18 protein-coding genes and 1 tRNA gene are annotated in these 18287 nt (G+C 59.3%); 8 read left to right on the top strand and 11 right to left on the bottom strand.

Going from position 1 to position 18287, the window contains the following annotated elements:
• Positions 1–80 precede the first annotated feature (80 nt).
• Entirely contained in the window at positions 81–485 is a 405-nt protein-coding gene (locus AC1DIG_RS14525; protein WP_427530647.1) for a hypothetical protein, read from the bottom strand.
• A 334-nt stretch (positions 486–819) separates the two neighbouring features.
• On the opposite strand from AC1DIG_RS14525, the gene AC1DIG_RS14520 reads away from it, so the two are divergent.
• Positions 820–1278, top strand: coding sequence for a hypothetical protein (locus tag AC1DIG_RS14520; protein ID WP_347928638.1), 459 nt, complete (start codon positions 820–822; stop codon positions 1276–1278).
• A gap of 109 nt (positions 1279–1387) precedes the next feature.
• Here AC1DIG_RS14520 and AC1DIG_RS14515 read toward each other — a convergent pair.
• The 5 genes from AC1DIG_RS14515 to panM form a co-directional block, all read right to left on the bottom strand.
• Positions 1388–1463 (bottom strand) — tRNA-Phe (locus AC1DIG_RS14515).
• A gap of 103 nt (positions 1464–1566) precedes the next feature.
• Complete coding sequence (locus AC1DIG_RS14510) at positions 1567–1839, bottom strand: oxidative damage protection protein (RefSeq protein ID WP_019691289.1); 273 nt, start codon at positions 1837–1839, stop codon at positions 1567–1569.
• Complete coding sequence (gene mutY, locus AC1DIG_RS14505) at positions 1836–2903, bottom strand: A/G-specific adenine glycosylase (protein WP_477767845.1); 1068 nt, start codon at positions 2901–2903, stop codon at positions 1836–1838. Before mutY ends, AC1DIG_RS14510 begins: the two co-directional genes overlap by 4 nt.
• On the bottom strand, positions 2900–5131 hold the full coding sequence (locus AC1DIG_RS14500) for an AsmA family protein (protein ID WP_477767844.1): 2232 nt from the start codon (positions 5129–5131) through the stop codon (positions 2900–2902). Before AC1DIG_RS14500 ends, mutY begins: the two co-directional genes overlap by 4 nt.
• A gap of 82 nt (positions 5132–5213) precedes the next feature.
• Positions 5214–5612 (bottom strand): aspartate 1-decarboxylase autocleavage activator PanM, encoded by a 399-nt coding sequence (panM, locus tag AC1DIG_RS14495; protein WP_477767843.1) that lies wholly within the window; start codon positions 5610–5612, stop codon positions 5214–5216.
• 274 nt (positions 5613–5886) lie between these two features.
• Here panM and AC1DIG_RS14490 point away from each other — a divergent pair, with 274 nt between their 5' ends.
• The 7 genes from AC1DIG_RS14490 to AC1DIG_RS14460 all read left to right on the top strand — a co-directional run bounded on the left by AC1DIG_RS14490 (position 5887) and on the right by AC1DIG_RS14460 (position 11691).
• Positions 5887–7548, top strand: coding sequence for an OFA family MFS transporter (locus AC1DIG_RS14490; RefSeq protein ID WP_477767842.1), 1662 nt, complete (start codon positions 5887–5889; stop codon positions 7546–7548).
• A 272-nt stretch (positions 7549–7820) separates the two neighbouring features.
• Positions 7821–8414 carry an imidazoleglycerol-phosphate dehydratase HisB gene (gene hisB / locus AC1DIG_RS14485; RefSeq protein ID WP_071552374.1) on the top strand — a complete coding sequence of 198 codons (594 nt, stop codon included), beginning with the start codon at positions 7821–7823 and terminating at the stop codon, positions 8412–8414.
• The gene (gene hisH, locus AC1DIG_RS14480; protein WP_103319672.1) at positions 8414–9052 is read left to right on the top strand and encodes an imidazole glycerol phosphate synthase subunit HisH; all 639 of its coding nucleotides are present in this window, start codon (positions 8414–8416) and stop codon (positions 9050–9052) included. Before hisB ends, hisH begins: the two co-directional genes overlap by 1 nt.
• Complete coding sequence (locus tag AC1DIG_RS14475; protein ID WP_477767841.1) at positions 9052–9309, top strand: DUF2164 domain-containing protein; 258 nt, start codon at positions 9052–9054, stop codon at positions 9307–9309. The genes hisH and AC1DIG_RS14475 overlap by 1 nt, the downstream gene beginning before the upstream one ends.
• Before the next feature lie 42 nt (positions 9310–9351).
• Positions 9352–10089, top strand: a complete 738-nt coding sequence (gene hisA / locus AC1DIG_RS14470) for a 1-(5-phosphoribosyl)-5-[(5-phosphoribosylamino)methylideneamino]imidazole-4-carboxamide isomerase (protein ID WP_054595157.1) — start codon at positions 9352–9354, stop codon at positions 10087–10089.
• Positions 10090–10098: 9 nt separating this feature from the next.
• Positions 10099–10869: an imidazole glycerol phosphate synthase subunit HisF gene (hisF, locus tag AC1DIG_RS14465; RefSeq protein WP_054595158.1), complete on the top strand. Its 771-nt coding sequence runs from the start codon at positions 10099–10101 to the stop codon at positions 10867–10869.
• Between the two features lie 66 nt (positions 10870–10935).
• A complete protein-coding gene (locus AC1DIG_RS14460) occupies positions 10936–11691 on the top strand; it encodes a substrate-binding periplasmic protein (RefSeq protein WP_477767840.1) in 756 nt (251 codons plus the stop codon).
• Here AC1DIG_RS14460 and AC1DIG_RS14455 read toward each other — a convergent pair.
• From AC1DIG_RS14455 to gpmI, 5 genes are all read right to left on the bottom strand, one after another.
• Positions 11672–12925: a trypsin-like serine peptidase gene (locus AC1DIG_RS14455; protein ID WP_477767839.1), complete on the bottom strand. Its 1254-nt coding sequence runs from the start codon at positions 12923–12925 to the stop codon at positions 11672–11674. The two genes, AC1DIG_RS14460 and AC1DIG_RS14455, sit on opposite strands and share 20 nt — an antisense overlap.
• Positions 12926–13044: 119 nt before the next feature.
• Entirely contained in the window at positions 13045–13830 is a 786-nt protein-coding gene (locus AC1DIG_RS14450; protein WP_477767838.1) for a divergent polysaccharide deacetylase family protein, read from the bottom strand.
• Between the two features lies 1 nt (position 13831).
• A complete protein-coding gene (locus AC1DIG_RS14445) occupies positions 13832–15139 on the bottom strand; it encodes a S41 family peptidase (protein WP_477767837.1) in 1308 nt (435 codons plus the stop codon).
• A 34-nt stretch (positions 15140–15173) separates the two neighbouring features.
• On the bottom strand, positions 15174–16469 hold the full coding sequence (locus AC1DIG_RS14440) for a murein hydrolase activator EnvC family protein (protein ID WP_477767836.1): 1296 nt from the start codon (positions 16467–16469) through the stop codon (positions 15174–15176).
• A 265-nt stretch (positions 16470–16734) separates the two neighbouring features.
• Positions 16735–18264: a 2,3-bisphosphoglycerate-independent phosphoglycerate mutase gene (gene gpmI, locus AC1DIG_RS14435; protein WP_477767835.1), complete on the bottom strand. Its 1530-nt coding sequence runs from the start codon at positions 18262–18264 to the stop codon at positions 16735–16737.
• Positions 18265–18287: the final 23 nt, after the last annotated feature.

Raw genomic sequence — 18287 nt, 5'->3', positions numbered from 1 at the left:
GGTATTTCCCGGTGCTAGCGCGCCATAAAAAAACGGCCATTGTCATCGCTGACAGCAGCCGTTCTTCCGGTTCGCAGAAATTACCGTGGCGATTTCACCAGCGCCTCGGAGGCGGCCACGTAGTCCGCCTGGAACTGCGGGCTTTCGATCCATGCCAGGGCCTTGGCTTCGTCCGCTTCGGTCGACCACTGGCGATACTCGATCAGTGCCGCGAGGATGAAATCGGTGGCGCCTTCTTCGCCTTCCTGTTCAAACACGATTTCGAGCAGCGGGTCTTCCAGGAATGCCGTGCACAGTGCTTGTTGGCTGGTCTTTTCGGCATCGCGCATTTTTATGAACAGCTCGGTCAGGTCCACCGACTCAAAGTCGATACGCTCATCGTTCGGGTCCAGTTCGACCGGAGCACTCGCGCGCTGCACGCGATTTTGTTTGGCCTTGGCTTTCGCGCGTTGGGTTCTTTTGTGCTGCTTGTTCGCCGATGCCATGGGCTTCGATCCTTAGTTCAGGAGCAAGGGGGAGGGTGCTATTGAAGCGCAGGTCGGTGAATTTCCCAAGGATGGATTGCTCGGTTGTCCACGATAGCGGCTTGGCGGGCGAACTGGCTGACAACCGGTAGTCGTATCGGCGGCGGCTTTCACAACCAATTGATCTAAACGATGGGTCTGAGCGGGAAGTCATAAAAGTGTAAGCAGTGCTCTAACCGGTTTTCGGTTTGGGCAGTGATGTTGGGGATAGCACTGGGTGTCACCGTTTTATGGCATCGGCTTCATGGGTGGCATCGCATTCGTTGGACCCGTAACGGGTCCGGGAGTCGTCATCATGAGATCCTTGCGTTTACTCACGCTATCCGGCGTTGCTCTGCTCGGGCTCGCTGGCTTGCCTATTTCCAGTGTTCAGGCGGAGGTTTGTCGTGACCCGATTGACCCGCAGGGCGTGCAGCTGGAACAGCAACAACAGAACGGCGTTAACTTCATGTCCGGTGGTATCGGTCAGGATGAGTCGTGCGCAATCCAGCGGATGGGTGGCTATAACTTGCACATGACTTTTTCCACTGGACCGTCCAATGAGTACGTGCCTGACGTCAAGGTAGCCATTCAGGGGCCGAAAGGTCATGAAGTGTTGTCGCTGGACCAGGCGGGCCCGATTGTTTTGACTCGGTTGCCCGCAGGTAAGTACGTCGTCGTGACGGAGCGTAATGGCCGCGAACTACGTCACACGATTGACCTCAGCGGTGGTGGAGTTCGTACGCTGAACATCCATTGGGCTGATGCAAGCTGACCCTCAGGGATTGCAGGTCAATCAAAAAACGCAGACAACAAAAAACCCGCACGAGGCGGGTTTTTTGTTGGGCTTTCACGTGATGCTGACACCACATGAAAGCTGAATGTGGTGCCCAGAGACGGAATCGAACCGCCGACACGGGGATTTTCAATCCCCTGCTCTACCGACTGAGCTATCTGGGCAACGGGGCGCATTAAACGGGTTTTTCAGGGGGGCGTCAAGCAAGTTTTCAAAAAATATTTAATTATTACCGTCGCTTACGATCCAACCCCCGTTTTTACGGGATTACTCGGCAGGTGGAACGTAGCCTTCGGCCTTGGCGTATTCCTCGCCGGAGAAGTACTTGTCCATCTCGCCCTGAAGATATTTGCGATCTTCGGCGTTCATCATGTTCAGACGTTTTTCGTTGATCAGCAGGGTCTGGTGTTTTTGCCAGTCGGCCCAGGCCTTGGCCGAGACGTGGTCAAAAATGTCCTGACCTTTGGCGCCCGGGAACGGGGCGCGCTCCAGGCCTGGCAATTGTTCTTTGTACTTGCGGCACATGATGGTGCGGGTCATGACGACTCTCCTGCGTTCAATACATCGGCCGCGCGCTTCAGCAGTTTTTTCACCGGGGCGGCAAGGCCCAGGCGCGGCGGGGTGGCGAGGTTATACCAGAGCCAGTCGGCCTCGGCCACGTGATGGCCGGCCTCCTGGACCTGGACCAGCCAGGGTTCGATAGCCAGTTGGAAATGGCTGAAGGTGTGGACCAGGCTTGGCAGTTCAACGTGCCTGCCCAGTTCCAGCGAGTGTTGCGATGCCAGATGCTCCAGATCGCCTAGGTCGTCGAGTTCCGGCAGGCTCCACAAGCCGCCCCACAAGCCCGTGGAAGGGCGGCGGTAAAGCAGAATGGCGCCGTCGCGGTTGGCGAGCATCGGCATCAGCGTGCGCTTCTGTGGCACGGTTTTACGCGGTTTGGGAATCGGGTAGCGGGTCTCCAGGCCGAGCATGTGCGCTTCGCAGCCTTTTTCCAGCGGACACAGCAGGCAACTTGGCTTGCTGCGAGTGCAGAGCGTCGCGCCCAGGTCCATCATCGCCTGGGTGTAGGCGTTGACCCGATCGTAAGGCGTGAAGCGCTCAGCGTTGGCCCACAGCTGCTTGGCAACCTTCGGTTCGCCGGGGTAGCCCTCTTGCGCGGTAAAGCGTGCCAGCACCCGTTTGACGTTGCCGTCGAGGATCGGCGCGCGCAGGCCCATGCTCAGGCTGGCGATGGCGCCAGCGGTGGACAGGCCGATGCCCGGCAAGTCCGTGAGTTTTTCCACATCCCGGGGAAACTCGCCGCCGTACTCGGCAACGACGATCTTCGCGGTTTTTTGCAGGTTGCGGGCGCGGGTGTAGTAACCCAGTCCGGTCCACAGGTGCAGCACTTCATCTTCTGGCGCAGCGGCCAGGGCTTCGACTGTTGGCAACGACGCCATGAACCGGTCGAAGTAGTTCAGTACGGTGCTGACCTGAGTTTGCTGCAGCATGATTTCGGAGACCCACACCCGATACGGGGTGATGCCCTGTTGCCAAGGCAGGTCGTGGCGGCCGTGGCGGTCGTACCAGTCCAGCACTGCGGTTGAGAACTGCTCGGCTTTCATCGCTTGAACAACCCCTTGAGGGCGTTTTTCAGTTCCGGACTGACTTTGTCGCCGAGTTTCTCATCGATTTTTTCGCCGAGCTTGTCGCCTGCCAGTTTGCTTGCCATCTGACCGAGACGCTCATTGTCCAGGCGGCAGGCCTTGGCGCCGAGTTCCAGCGGGCCACGGCAGCGCAATGGCCACTCGATACTGGCATAGCGTTCGTTGACCTGGCAGGCCGGGTCCGGCATGTCGCTCTTGTCACCTTCGACGATGATGCCGATGCGGTAATCCATGCCCAGCACACGCAGGTCGACGTCACCGTTGCCGTTGACGGTCATGCCTGGGATACGGACTTTCAGGTCTGGATTGCTGGCCACGCCATTGCGCAACGTCAGGTTGCCCTTGAGTTCCTGGAAGGGGGTGTCCTTGCCGTGCGGTTCGCCGCTGAGGGTTTTGTGGTTCAGGGTGGCGATGCCTTTGCACAGCTGTTGCTCGAGGTTGGCGTTGAGCAGCACGCCGTTATTGAGCACAAAACTGGCCGTGCCGTTGAGGCTGTCGATCAGTGCTTTCTGGCTGTTGCCGCTGGCGGTCAGGTTGCTGTTGAGCGTGACCAGGCCTTTGACTGGCGGTTTTTTCCCTTGGCTTTCGAGAATGTTCTCCATCGGGACTTTGCTGATCTGCGTTTGCAGGCTCAGCGATGGCACGGGTTGGCGTACATCCAGCGTGCCCTTGGCGGCGAAGTTGCCGTTGTAGAGATCGCCACGCAGGTTTTCCAGGGTCAGCAGGCCGCCCTGGCCATTGGCTTTCAGCACGGCATTCTGGATCGACAGCTTGTCTAGGGTCAGCTGGCCGAAGGTCAGGTCGGCGTCCAGATCCAGTTTGCTCAGGCGTTCCGCCGGAATCAGTTTGTCGCTGCTCCAGGCGCCTTTGGTGGGGGCGTTCGGCAGTGGTGTGCTGCCGGCGCCGGCCAGTGCGTTGGTCTCGGTGCTGCTGACTTCCGACTGACGAGCCACGGCAGCGCTGTTGGCTTCGGCGGATTTTGGCGGCAGGTAGCGATCAGCGTTGAAGGTGTCGCCCTTGAGCTGCACGCGCAACGATTGCTTGGCGAAATCCTCGACGGCGATACGCCCGCTGAAGCTGCTGTCGTCGACTTTCAGGTTGAGATCGTCCAGCACCACGCTGCTCGGGGTGCCGGCCAGACGACTGACCAGTTCGACTTTGCTCAGGCTGCCCTCGGCCATGGCCGGGAGTTTCTGGCCGATGCTGTCGACAAACTTCGCCAGGTCAAATTGGGCAATCGACACACCGCCGCTGATTTGCGGGGTTTTGTTCAGGTCGTTGACTTTCAGTTCACCGAGCGCACGCAACTGGTTGGCAGAGATCTTGATGCCGGTCCATTCGGCGACATTCGCTGCTTTATCCAGCAACAGTTGGCCTTGAGCGGCAAAGGTCACGATCTTGCCTTGCAGCGGTTCGCCGGAGATTTCGCCTGCCAGTTTCATGTCTTCGAACTGGTAGCGCTGGAGGGCGCGTTCGAAACGCAGCTCGCCGTTGAGTTCGGTGCGCACACGCACGTCCGGCTGGTTGCTGGCCAGGAATGCCGTCAGCTTGACCTGAATGTTGGTCGCGTCGTGCACCGGACCGGTGCTCAGCTGGATGCTTTCGGCGCTGAACTGCTTGCCGGTTTGCTCATCGTTGTATTCAACCCGGGCGTTGTTCACGGTCAGGCTGTCGATGTCGAGACGAATTGGTTGGGTCGGTTTTTCCGGGGCCGCGGGTATTTCGGCGACCGGCTCGCTGGTGCTGCCGGTAGCTGGCGCGTCCGCCTTGGCGGCGACAGGCGGGACTTTGCCGATGTCTTCCCAGTTACCGTGACCATTCTTGTCACGGTTGAGGCGCAGGTTCAGGCCCTCGACGCGGACATCGCTCATCTGCACTTCACGGCGCAGCAACGGCAGCACCCGCACGGACAGGCCAAGCATTTGCAGGTCGGCAAACGGCTGGGTCGGGTTGGCCAGGGTCGCGACGCCGGCGTCGTGCAATTCAAGGCCGAGCCAGGGGAACAGGCTCCAGCCGATATCGCCATTGAGCGTCAGCTCGATGTGGGCCTTGTCGCGGGCAATTTGGCGGATCTCGTCTTTGTAGTCGTTGGGATCGAAGAAGTGGGTCAGGGCAAAGCCCAGCGCCACAATGATCAGCAACAACCCGAGAAGCACCAATCCCAGGATTTTGCCGAACGCTTTCATGGGCGAGTCCTTGTAATGAGTCAATGTCGTAATTTAGCCAGGGAGTATAGCGCCCCGAAACCGACGACTGGTCAGTGATCGCCTATAGCAGGTCCAGAGGCAATTTGAGCTTGGCAGCAAGTGCCTGGGCTTCGAGGTGCCCGGCCGGGGCCTGCAAGTGCAATTTGGCCCCCGCGAGCTCGGCCATTTTTTGTGCTTCGCTGACCAGACGCTCAGCCACGCCGCGGCGACGGGTGATTTTTCGCACGCACAAATGGGATAGCTGCCAGATGTCCTGCTGCCGGTGCAGGCGTGCCGCGCCAAGCAGTCGGTCATTGAAGCGTCCAGCGATCAGCGAGCCGTCGCGCAGGCTGTGTTCAATCAGTTGCGCCTGATTGTTGAACGGAGCAAGCAGCCAATGCGGGGCGTCGTGGTAGATCTTCTGCAGATCCTGCTGATCCTGATAGCTGGGTTCGTTCAGCGATTCGACGACGATGGGCATAGGGTTTCCTGTGAAAGGGTTGTCCGGGTATTACCCGTCAACGGGTGAAACGGTTTTTTAGTGCGTGATCGGAACAGATGTCACACAAAAGGTGATATCAGTTTGGTTTTTCTGTCACGGGCAAATGGTAATCTTTGCCCGTTCGTCGGTCCTTCCGCGACCTGTCGTCGCGCCCGAACGGAGCTCTACTCGATAAAACGGTCATGCCGGCGTGCAACAAGGCCGAGAGTTAAGAGTGTCTGGCGAACCATACTAATAATTGGGGGAAACACAAATGAGCACGAGTACCGAGGCGGGCATTATTCCCGCCCAGTCAGCGTTCCTGTCCAAGGAGCGGATCATCGCCAAGCCCGGTTTCAACCGTTGGCTGGTTCCACCGGCCGCGTTGGCCATCCATCTGTGCATCGGCATGGCCTACGGTTTTTCGGTGTTTTGGCTGCCGCTGTCCAAAGCCCTCGGCGTGACTGCGCCGGTGGCCTGCGCACCTGACATGAGCTTCATTGCACAGATTTTCTCGTCCCAGTGTGACTGGCCGATCTCGATGCTCGGCTGGATCTACACCCTGTTTTTCATCTTCCTCGGCTGCTCGGCAGCGATCTGGGGTGGCTGGCTGGAACATGCCGGGCCACGCAAGGCCGGTGTCGTCTCGGCATTGTGCTGGTGCGGCGGTCTGCTGATTTCCGCGCTGGGGGTGTATACCCACCAGATCTGGCTGATGTGGATCGGCTCCGGCGTCATCGGGGGGATTGGCCTGGGGCTGGGTTACATCTCGCCGGTTTCAACCTTGATCAAGTGGTTCCCGGACAAGCGCGGCATGGCGACCGGCATGGCGATCATGGGCTTCGGTGGCGGTGCGATGGTCGGTGCTCCGCTGGCAGCAGCGCTGATGGGCCATTTCGCTTCGCCGGCTGGCGTCGGCGTTTGGCAGAGCTTCCTGGTGATGGCTGCGATCTACTTTGTGTTCATGATCGGCGGCGCGCTGTCGTACCGCGTTCCGCCGACCGGCTGGAAGCCTGAGGGCTGGACCGCACCGGCGAAAAAAACCGCGAACGCGATGATCACTCACCGCCATGTGCACGTTAACGTCGCATGGAAAACTCCGCAGTTCCGTCTGGTGTGGCTGGTGCTGTGCCTGAACGTGTCGGCGGGTATCGGCATCCTCGGCATGGCGTCGCCGCTGTTGCAGGAAGTGTTCGCCGGTAAATTGCTCGGTAACGACCTGACCTTTGGTCAGCTGGACGCCTCGCAGTTGGCGTCGATCGCCGCAATCGCTGCCGGTTTCACTGGCTTGCTGAGTCTGTTCAACATCGGTGGACGGTTTTTCTGGGCGTCGTTCTCCGATTATCTGGGCCGCAAAAACACCTACTTCGTGTTCTTCGCTCTGGGGGTTGCCCTGTACGCGTTGATCCCGAACCTCGGCCACCTGGGCAATATCGCGCTGTTCGTGGCGGCGTTCTGCATCATTCTGTCGATGTACGGCGGTGGTTTTGCGACGGTTCCGGCGTACCTGGCGGACCTGTTCGGTACGCAGATGGTCGGTGCGATCCACGGTCGCCTGCTGACCGCCTGGGCCGCTGCCGGCGTGCTCGGCCCGGTGTTGGTGAACTACCTGCGTGAGTATCAGTTGAGCATCGGCGTCGAGCGCGCGGCTGCGTATGACATCACCCTGTACATCCTTGCCGGCCTGCTGGTGCTGGGTTTCCTCTGCAACCTGCTGGTGCGCCCGGTGGCGGACAAGTACTTCATGACCGATGCCGAGCTGGCCGCCGAGCAGGCGCTGGGCCACGACAAAGGCGCGAACAGCACGACCGTGCTGGAGTGGAAAGCTTCCTCGGGCAGCGTGCCGTTGGCCATTGCTGCATGGCTGGCGGTGGGCATTCCACTGGCGTGGGGCGTTTGGGTGACGTTGCAGAAGACAGCCGTCCTGTTCCACTAACAAACGCAATACCCATGTGGGAGCGAGCTTGCTCGCGATGACGACTTCACATTCAACATTGATGTTGAATGTCAGTCCGCTATCGCGAGCAAGCTCGCTCCCACATGATGTCAACAGCCATGCTTCGCAATGAATTCTGGCTTGTACTGACATGTATAGCCCCGGTGGCATTGGGTTCAGCCCGTCAGGGATATCACCTCGCGTGTTTCTGTTTGGCGTCCGCGCCCCTATAATGGTTGCCTTTTTCGCCCAATGATTTTGCGGAGCTGGTGATGGCCGAACGTAAGGCGTCAGTCGAGCGCGACACTCTGGAAACCCAGATCAAAGCCTCGATCAACCTGGATGGCACCGGAAAGGCCCGATTTGATATCGGTGTTCCCTTCCTTGAGCACATGCTGGACCAGATCGCCCGTCACGGGCTGATCGACCTGGATATCGAGTGCAAGGGTGACCTGCATATCGACGACCACCACACGGTGGAAGACGTCGGTATCACGCTGGGTCAGGCTTTCACCAAAGCCATCGGCGACAAAAAAGGCATCCGTCGTTACGGCCACGCCTATGTGCCGCTCGATGAAGCGCTGTCGCGCGTGGTCATCGACTTCTCTGGCCGCCCTGGCCTGCAGATGCACGTGCCGTATACCCGCGCCACTGTCGGCGGCTTCGATGTCGACCTGTTCCAGGAATTTTTCCAGGGCTTCGTCAACCACGCCAACGTCAGCTTGCACATCGACAATCTGCGTGGGCACAACACCCACCACCAGATCGAAACCGTGTTCAAGGCCTTCGGTCGCGCATTGCGCATGGCCGTCGAGCTCGATGAGCGCATGGCCGGGCAAATGCCTTCGACCAAGGGCGTTCTGTAATGCAGACGGTCGCGGTTATCGATTACGGCATGGGCAACCTGCACTCGGTGGCCAAGGCCCTCGAGCACGTCGGTGCCGGCAAGGTGCTGATCACCAGCGATGCCAACGTGATTCGCGAAGCCGACCGGGTGGTTTTCCCCGGTGTGGGCGCGATTCGCGATTGCATGGCGGAGATCCGTCGCCTGGGCTTCGACTCGCTGGTGCGTGAAGTCAGCCAGGACCGTCCGTTCCTCGGCATCTGCGTGGGCATGCAAGCCTTGCTCGAGCGCAGTGAAGAAAACGACGGCGTCGACTGCATCGGCCTGTTTCCCGGCCAGGTGAAGTTCTTCGGCAAAGGTCTGCATGAAGACGGCGAACACCTGAAAGTCCCGCACATGGGCTGGAACGAAGTGAAGCAGACGGTGGATCACCCGCTGTGGCACAACATTCCGGACCTCGCGCGTTTCTACTTCGTGCACAGCTACTACATCGCCGCCGGCAATCCGCGGCAGGTCGTGGGTAGCGGTCACTACGGCGTCGACTTCGCTGCAGCGCTGGCCGAAGGTTCGCGTTTCGCTGTGCAGTTCCACCCGGAGAAGAGCCATACCCATGGCCTGCAATTGCTGCAGAACTTCGCTGCGTGGGACGGTCGCTGGTAATGGCCGTCAAGAAAAAGCCGCCGATTCTCACGCTCACACCCGAGCAAGAGAACGAGGCCAACGGCAAGATCAAGCGTTTCATGGAAGACCGCTTCGAACTTGACCTTGGTTCGTTCGAGGCGGCTGAAATTCTTGAGCTGTTTACCCGCGAAATTGCTCCGCACTATTACAACAGGGCGATTTTCGATGTGCAGGCGCACCTCAAAGAGAGGTTCGAAAGCATCGAAAGCGACTTGTGGGCGCTCGAGAAAAACTGATTTCCGAGCAACGCTGAAAAATCGAATTTAAAGGTTTGCCAGATGCTGATTATTCCCGCTATCGATCTTAAAGACGGTGCCTGCGTACGTCTGCGCCAGGGCCGCATGGAAGATTCCACAGTGTTCTCCGATGACCCGGTGAGCATGGCTGCCAAGTGGGTGGAGGGCGGTTGCCGTCGTCTGCATCTGGTCGACCTGAACGGTGCCTTTGAAGGCCAGCCAGTCAACGGCGAAGTGGTCACCGCGATCGCCAAGCGCTACCCGAACCTGCCGATTCAGATCGGTGGTGGTATCCGCTCGCTGGAAACCATTGAACACTACGTGAAAGCGGGCGTGAGCTACGTGATTATCGGCACCAAAGCGGTCAAGGATCCGGCCTTCGTCGCCGAAGCCTGCCGCGCCTTCCCGGGCAAAGTTATCGTTGGTCTGGATGCCAAAGACGGCTTTGTTGCCACCGACGGCTGGGCTGAAATCAGCACTGTGCAGGTCATCGACCTGGCGAAGCAGTTTGAAGCCGACGGCGTGTCTGCGATCGTTTATACCGACATCGCCAAAGACGGCATGATGCAGGGCTGCAATGTGTCGTACACCGCAGCACTGGCCGCCGCCACGCGGATTCCGGTGATTGCGTCCGGCGGTATTCACAACCTGGGTGACATCAAGTCGCTGCTCGACGCCAAGGCGCCAGGCATCATCGGCGCCATCACCGGCCGGGCGATTTACGAAGGCACCCTCGACGTCGCTGAAGCGCAAGCTTTCTGCGATTCGTACAAAGGCTGAGGACTTACCATGGCGCTGGCCAAACGCATCATTCCTTGCCTGGACGTGGATAACGGCCGGGTCGTCAAAGGTGTGAAGTTCGAGAACATCCGAGACGCCGGTGATCCGGTGGAAATCGCCCGTCGCTACGACGAACAGGGTGCCGACGAGATTACCTTTCTCGATATCACCGCCAGCGTCGATGGCCGCGATACCACGTTGCATACCGTCGAGCGCATGGCCAGCCAGGTGTTCATCCCGCTGACCGTTGGCGGTGGCGTGCGCACCGTGCAAGACATCCGCAACCTGCTCAATGCCGGTGCCGACAAGGTCTCGATCAACACCGCGGCGGTGTTCAACCCTGAATTCGTCGGCGAAGCAGCGCAGCATTTCGGCTCGCAATGCATCGTTGTCGCCATCGACGCCAAGAAGGTTTCACTGCCGGGCGAAACCCCGCGCTGGGAGATCTTCACCCACGGCGGTCGCAAACCTACCGGGCTGGATGCGGTGGAGTGGGCGAAGAAGATGGAAGGTCTGGGGGCCGGCGAAATCCTGCTGACCAGCATGGACCAGGACGGCATGAAAAACGGTTTCGACCTGGGCGTCACTCGCGCCATCAGCGATGCACTGGGGATTCCGGTGATCGCCTCGGGCGGCGTCGGCAATTTGCAGCACCTGGCTGACGGCATCCTCGAAGGTCATGCCAGCGCAGTGTTGGCGGCGAGTATTTTCCACTTCGGCGAATACACCGTGCCGGAAGCCAAGGCTTATATGGCACAACGCGGTATCTGCGTCCGATAAAGGCCAGTGGACAGCATGGCGGGCTCAGGGCAAGCTTGGGCACGCCATGGATTCCGGTAAACCGTCATGCTCAAACGTCTTCTCCTGGTACTCGCCAGCGCCTCGTTACTCTTGGCTGGCGCTGCACGTGCTGCAGAAAAAACCGGCACCGACCTGGTGTTGCTGACGGAAAACTTCCCGCCGTACAACATGGCGAAGAACGGCAAGAACTTCGCTCAGGAAGACAACATCAATGGCATCGCCGTGGACATCGTCCGCGAGATGTTCAAGCGCGCCGAAATCACCTACAGCCTGACCCTGCGTTTTCCTTGGGAGCGAATCTACAAGCTCGCCCTGGAGAAACCCGGGTATGGCGTGTTCGTCATGGCGCGATTGCCGGACCGCGAGAAACTCTTCAAATGGGTCGGCCCGATTGGTCCGGACGACTGGATCATGCTGGCCAAGGCTGACAGCAAAATTACCCTCGAGTCGCTGGCGCAGGCGCGCAAGTACAAGATCGGCGCCTACAAAGGTGATGCGATTGCCGAAACGTTGGCCAAGCAGGGTCTGAAGCCGATCGTGGTGCTGCGTGATCAGGACAATGCGAAGAAGCTGGTCAATGGCCAGATCGATCTTTGGGCGACGGGAGATCCTGCCGGCCGTTACCTGGCTCGGCAGGATGGTGTGACCGGCCTCAAGACTGTACTGCGTTTCAACAGTGCTCAACTTTATCTGGCACTGAACAAAGACGTGTCGGACGAAATCGTCGCCAAGCTTCAGGCTGCGCTGGATCAGTTGCGCAAGGAAGGCGTGGTGGACGACATCATGGCGCGGTATCTCTGATCGCGTTCAGTGCGTTTCGAGCGGCTGATGTGTGTTCAGCAAGGTAGACCGCCCACGTGAATGCATTGCGTAACAATGCAGTGGTGATGGGTTGTTCTGCGCTATCGACGCCAATGATACACAGCACATGGACACCGGTTTGAGGCCCTATGGTCCGATTGATATAGGGCATGGCGGAGTCAAAGGCTGCACTGTAATGATTGGGTATACGGCAGTCTTTTGCATGGCGTGTAGTTTTGTATCGATAGAAGGGTGAGCTGATAGAGAACCTGTAGTTCCAGGTTGGCAAAATACTTTCCTGGCCAGTGCGCCGTTCCTTGTAGACGTGGCTTCGTATGTTCCAGGGCTCTTCGATTGCAATGTCCACAGGTTGCAACAGGCAGTTTGTTGAGTTGCCGTCAAACCTGCCATTGATAAAACAGTAGTGCAGAAAGTTGGCGGCGTAACTGTAGTTGTAGGTCGCTGCCTCACAGGTGCCGCTGTCTCTGCATTGGGGCTGGCTGGTTTGATCCGCAGGGAGCGCGTACTTGCCGACGATGCTGGTGATCTCGCTGTTGCTGCGATCCAGCATCGGGCTTCCGGAACTACCTTCACCGATTGCGTCGCAGCGATTTCGCAGCGCATCAGGAAACACTCCTTCGTGCCCAGTAAAACTGCCGGCCGGGTGTTCCGAGCAGGCACTCATGCGGAGGCCTTTTTCGGGGAGCCCTGTCGGAGCTCCAATGTTAAGTACGTCACGGCTATCGTTACTTTGGTGGGCAGCAAGTTTGAGTGGTTTGATACCGCGTTTGATCATGGTTGCCAGTGATGCATCAACCTCGATGACCGCCAGATCGGTGCCGACCATGCTGCTCCAGAGTGCGGTGCGTACCGGGAACGTAAGCTGCTGTTCGGGCACGTCATGAAAATAGTTGAAGGTGATGTTCGCTTCGATGGGCACGTTGGTGCGGGCAGTGCCGTATTCGTAGACAACGCAATGGCCGCTGGTAATCAGGTACGCGGGGCCTATCGCTTTGCCTTGGCTGTTTCGGGTATCGAGCAGGGCGGCGTTGCAGGAGGCGCCCGAACGATGGGTCAGGCGTCCGATGCCGCTCCAGAGTGCGTAGCGGTTGTCGATGTTTTGCAGTGCTTTCGAGGCTGATTCGTTGGCGGCGCCTTCTCCCAGGTCCCGCGCTTGCAGGCAGGTGCTGGTGATCAGCAGGCAGTAAAGGGCTAGGTGATTGATGTATTTCATGGCCATTCCTTGGGGATGAAATTCGGAGCGAGCTCTATCCTGGCACGTGCCTGAGTACCTGAAGACATAGATAGTTATTGCATCGCAGAAGGCCGAAGTCCGAGGCTCGGTGGTGCGTTTCAGCGGGTGCGGTAGTTCCCATCGGTGCCATGGGCCGCTGTCGCGCGATTGCCGCGCAGGCCGATCATCGACTTGATATCGATCCACTCAATGCCCTGGGCCTTGAGCTTGGGCAGCTCGCGCTCCAGCACCGCCAGGGTTTGCGGATAAGGGTGGCCGATCATTACCGCCGAGCCTTGTTTGCGGGCCAGGCTGATGGCGGTCTGTAGCTGAGTGAAGATTGCGGCCTCGGTGCGCTCGTCATCGAGAAACACGTCTCGTGAGACGCTGGCCAGACCAATCTTCTGCGCCTCGGCGGCGGCGACTGTCTGGGCGCTGGTGCGGCTGTCGACAAAGAACTTGTGCCGACGTTGCAGTTCGGCCATCAGCCAGGTCATGGCTGGTTGCTGGGCGGTCATGCGGCTGCCCATGTGGTTGTTGATGCCGCTGGTAAAGGGCACGGCTTTGAACGCCGCGTTCAGGCGTTTTTCCAGCTCTTCGATGGGGAGTTCGGGATGCCAGGCGAACGGGCCGGTGGCCGGGTCCATGGGCATGTGCAGTATGACGATCTTGCCGGCGCGGTGGGCCTCGCGGGCAAATTCGGCAGCGTGGGGAGTGTCGGGCATGATTGCCGTGGTCACCGGCCCGGGCAGCGCCAGCACGCGGCGATCGCGGGGCAGGTTTTGCCCGAGGTCATCGATGATCAGGCTCAGGTAGGCCTTGTGGGGCGCCGCCGTCTCGGCAGACGCCGCGTGAGCAGCGCCTGCCAGACAGCACAGCAGACTGAGGATGACCCGCAAGCGCATCTCAGTGGCCGCGTGTGATGCTCAGGCCTTTGAGCAGGCTCAGGGCCTGGGCCAGCTGGTAATCGTCGTCCTGTGGCATCGGTTTGGCTTTGCCGCTGGACTTGGTGGGCTTGTCGGCGCCGCCGTTGCCATTGCCCAGGTGACCTTGCAGATCGGCTTCCTTGAAGTATTCACCGTCCTGCTCGTTGGTGATCTTGGCCTTGCGCACTTCGATGTCCGGAACGATGCCCTGGGCCTGGATCGAGCGCCCGTTCGGCGTGAAGTACAACGCGGTGGTGATCTTCAGCGCACGGTCGTTGTTCAGTGGCAGCACGGTTTGCACCGAACCTTTGCCGAAACTGGTGGTGCCCATGACTACTGCGCGTTTTTGATCTTGCAAGGCGCCGGCGACAATTTCCGACGCCGAGGCGCTACCGCCGTTGATCAGCACAACCATTGGCACCGCTTCGCTTTCGTCCTTGCCGGTGGCAGAGAAGCGCAGTTCGGAGTTGGCGATGCGGCCCTTGGTGTAAACGATCAGGCCTTTGGTGATGAAGTGGTCGACCACTTCGACCGCCGCTTGCAGCACGCCGCCCGGGTTGTTGCGCAGATCAAGCACGATGCCGCTGAGCTTCTTGCCGTTGTCCTTGCGCAACTTGGCCAGGGCCTTGGAGACCTCTTCGCCGGTCTTGACCTGGAACTGGGTGATGCGGATGTAGGCGTAGCCCGAATCCAGCAACTGGCTCTTCACGCTCTTGACCTGGATGGTCGCGCGGGCCAGCGTCACGTCGAACGGCGCACCGCCGTCGCGCACCAGGGTCAGGGTAATCTTCTCGCCGATCTTGCCGCGCATCTTATCCACGGCTTCGGTCATGCTCTGGCCGCGGGTTGGCTGGCCGTTGATCTTGACGATGAAGTCGCCCGCCTGGATGCCGGCCTTGGAGGCTGGCGTGTCATCGATTGGCGAAACGACTTTGATGAAGCCGTCTTCGGCACCGACTTCGATACCCAGGCCGCCGAATTCGCCGCTGGTGCTTTCCTGCAGCTCGGCAAAGTCTTCCGGGCCGAGGTAGGCGGAGTGCGGGTCGAGGTTGCTGAGCATGCCCTTGATGGCATTTTCCAGCAGGGTCTTGTCGTCAACCGGTTCGACATAGGCTGCCTTGATCCGGTCCATGACCTCGGCAAAGGTGCGCAGCTCTTCCAGCGGCAATGGCGCCTTGGTGGTCGCGGCCGGGGCCAACGGGGCCGGTTCAGCGGCAAACGCCAACGGCGCACCGATCACCAGAGCGATCGTCAGGGCCAGCGAATTGAGGCGGGACAAATGCAGCATGTCGAACGAACTCCTAATGTAGGTGACTCAACGCCTATCCTTGCGCGCGGCACCATTGTGCTGGATCACTCGGGTGACCCTGCTGACGAATAGCGAAATACAGCGCAGGTGTGTCCTGGCCACCACTGTTACCGACAGTGGAGATGGACTCACCGGCCTTGACCACGTCACCGGCCGCTTTAAGCAGCGTCTGGTTGTGGCCGTACAAACTCAAAAAACCATTGCCGTGGTCGAGGATCACCAGCAAACCGGCGCCGCGTAACCAGTCGGCGAACACCACGCGACCGCCGTGTACGGCATGCACCTGGCTGCCTGCAGAGGCGCTGATCATCACGCCGTCCCACTTGGTTCGGGCATCGTCACCGCGGGTTTCACCAAAGCGCGCAAGCAATCGACCATCGACAGGCCACGGAAGTTTTCCGCGAGCTGAAGCAAAGGGTCCGCCGAAGGACTCGCCTGCACTTGAAACCAGTGCGCCGGATGTCGATTTGGCGGGCTTGCGTGGGGCATCAGTAGGGGCTTCAGCCCGGGCCTGAGCCTCACGTAAACGCTTTTTTTCGGCTTCCTGCTGGGCGATCAGCGCTTTTTGTCGCGCTTCTTCTGCCTCACGGGCCTGGCGGGCCAGGGTTTCCTCGATGGTTTTGAGTACTTTAGACAGATCGGCCTGATCCTGCTCGCGGGCTTGCAGCTTCTGGTCGCGGGCTTTCACGTCGTCGTTGAGCTTGGCCAGGACTTGCTGACGCTCCTTGCGGACTTTGTCGAGTTCATCGCGCTGACTGTCTAGGCTGCTTTTCTGCACCAGTAACTGGGCTTGTTGCAGGGCGATGTCCTGTTCGACGTTGGCCAGTTGGCGCAAGGTTTCGTTGAAATTCTTCAACTGCTCCAGGCGTGCCTGGCTCAGGTAGTCGTAATAGGTGAGGGTGCGGGCGAATTTTTCCGGGTTCTGCTGGTTGAGCAGCAGCTTCAGGTACTCCTGACGGCCGTTCTGATAGGCCGCGCGGGCCTGAATGGCGATCAGTCGTTGCTGTTCAATGCGCGCGCTCTGGAGTTTTTTTTTCTCGCCATCGAGTCGCTGTATCTCGGATTCGCTTTTCTTCAGCTCTTTTTGCAGGGCATCGACCTGCTTCTCGAGCTTGCCCATCTCGGTCTCGGTGCCTTTGAGGTCCTTTTGTACGCCGGACTTTTCTTCCTGCAATTTGCCCAGCAGCTTTTTCAGCTCGGCAATATCCTGACGCGTAGCGTCCAACTGTTGTTGGGTTTGCGCGCGTTCATCGGCAAACGCCGGATGGAGCAGGCAGGTCAGGGCAAGGGCAATCAGGGCGCGAAGCATAGAGGCGGGCGACACCAGGGGAAAAAAGACAGCCTAGTATGCCCGGCCAAGACTGTAAAAAAAACGTCCAATTCGGGCTGTGTGATAACTGGAGCAGAGGGCGAGGATTTGAAGGCAGGTTTTGTTTCCTGAAAACACGACAAACCACTGTGGGAGCGAGCTTGCTCGCGATGGCGTCTAAACATTCAACATCGATGTTGGCTGTCAGATTGCTATCGCGAGCAAGCTCGCTCCCACAGGGTGTAGCAGCGTTTGAACGACTTGATTACACGAGAATCGACGTACCCGTCATCTCCGCAGGCTTCGCAAGGCCCAGCAGCTTGAGCATGGTCGGTGCAACGTCTGCCAGTACGCCGCCTTCGCGAACCTTGAGGTCGCGTTTGCCGACGTAGATGAACGGTACCGGTTCAGTGGTGTGAGCGGTGTGCGCCTGGCCGGTAGTTTCGTCGGACATTTGCTCGACGTTGCCGTGGTCGGCGGTGATCAGTGCTTCGCCGCCGACTTTTTCCAGGGCATCGACGATGCGGCCGACGCACAGGTCCAGGCACTCGACGGCTTTCACTGCGGCATCGAACACGCCACTGTGACCGACCATGTCGCCGTTGGCATAGTTGACCACGATCACGTCATAGCGCTGGTTTTCGATCGCGTCGACAATCCTGTCGGTGACTTCCGGCGCGCTCATTTCTGGCTGCAAGTCATAGGTTGCGACTTTCGGCGACGGGATCAGGATGCGTTCTTCGCCCGGGAACGGTTCTTCGCGACCACCGGAGAAGAAGAAGGTCACGTGAGCGTATTTTTCGGTTTCGGCGATGCGCAGCTGGGTTTTGCCGTTTTTCGCCAAATAGTCGCCCAGTACGTTTTCCAGGCTGCCCGGAGCAAAGGCCGACGGTGCCGGAATGCTGCCTGCGTATTGGGTCAGCATGACAAACCCGGCCAGTTTCGGCTGGCGAGCGCGTTCGAAGTCCTTGAAATCGTCTTCGACGAATACCCGGGTCAGCTCGCGGGCGCGGTCGGCGCGGAAGTTCATGAACACCACGGCGTCGCCGTCTTCGACCTTGACCGGCTCACCGATGGTGGTGGCTTTGACGAATTCATCGCTCTCGCCACGTTCGTATGCCGCCTGCAGGCCTTGCTGGGCGGTGGCGGCATTGAATTCGCCGTTACCGTCAACGATCAGGTTGTAGGCCTGGGACACGCGATCCCAGCGGTTGTCGCGGTCCATGGCGAAGTAACGGCCAATGATGCTGGCGATTCGGCCTTTGCCCAGCGTCTTGAAGGCTTCATCCAACAGTTCGATCGACGACTGTGCGCTTTTTGGCGGCGTGTCGCGGCCATCAAGGAAGGCGTGCAGGTAGATCTTCTCGGCGCCGCGCTTGAAGGCCAGTTCGGCCATGGCGATCAGGTGATCCTGGTGGCTGTGTACGCCGCCTTCGGACAGCAGGCCCATGAAGTGCACGGCTTTGCCGGCAGCAACGGCTTTATCCACGGCGGCGCAGATGGTCGGGTTTTCGAAGAATTCACCATCGCGGATCGCTTTGGTCACGCGGGTGAAGTCCTGATACACCACGCGGCCTGCGCCGAGGTTCATGTGGCCGACTTCCGAGTTGCCCATCTGCCCGTCCGGCAGGCCGACGTCCATGCCCGAGCCCGAGATCAGGCCGTTCGGTACGGTGGCGTACAAACGGTCGAGGACCGGCTTTTTGGCCGCGAACACGGCGTTGGATTCCTGGCTTTCACTGTGACCGAAGCCGTCGAGAATAATCAGGACCAAAGGTTTAGGCGTGGTAGTCATGGATTCCACTCTGGCTTAAGTTA

The organism is Pseudomonas sp. 05N431 (assembly GCF_056397005.1).
This window is presented reverse-complemented; position numbering and strand designations above follow the sequence as displayed.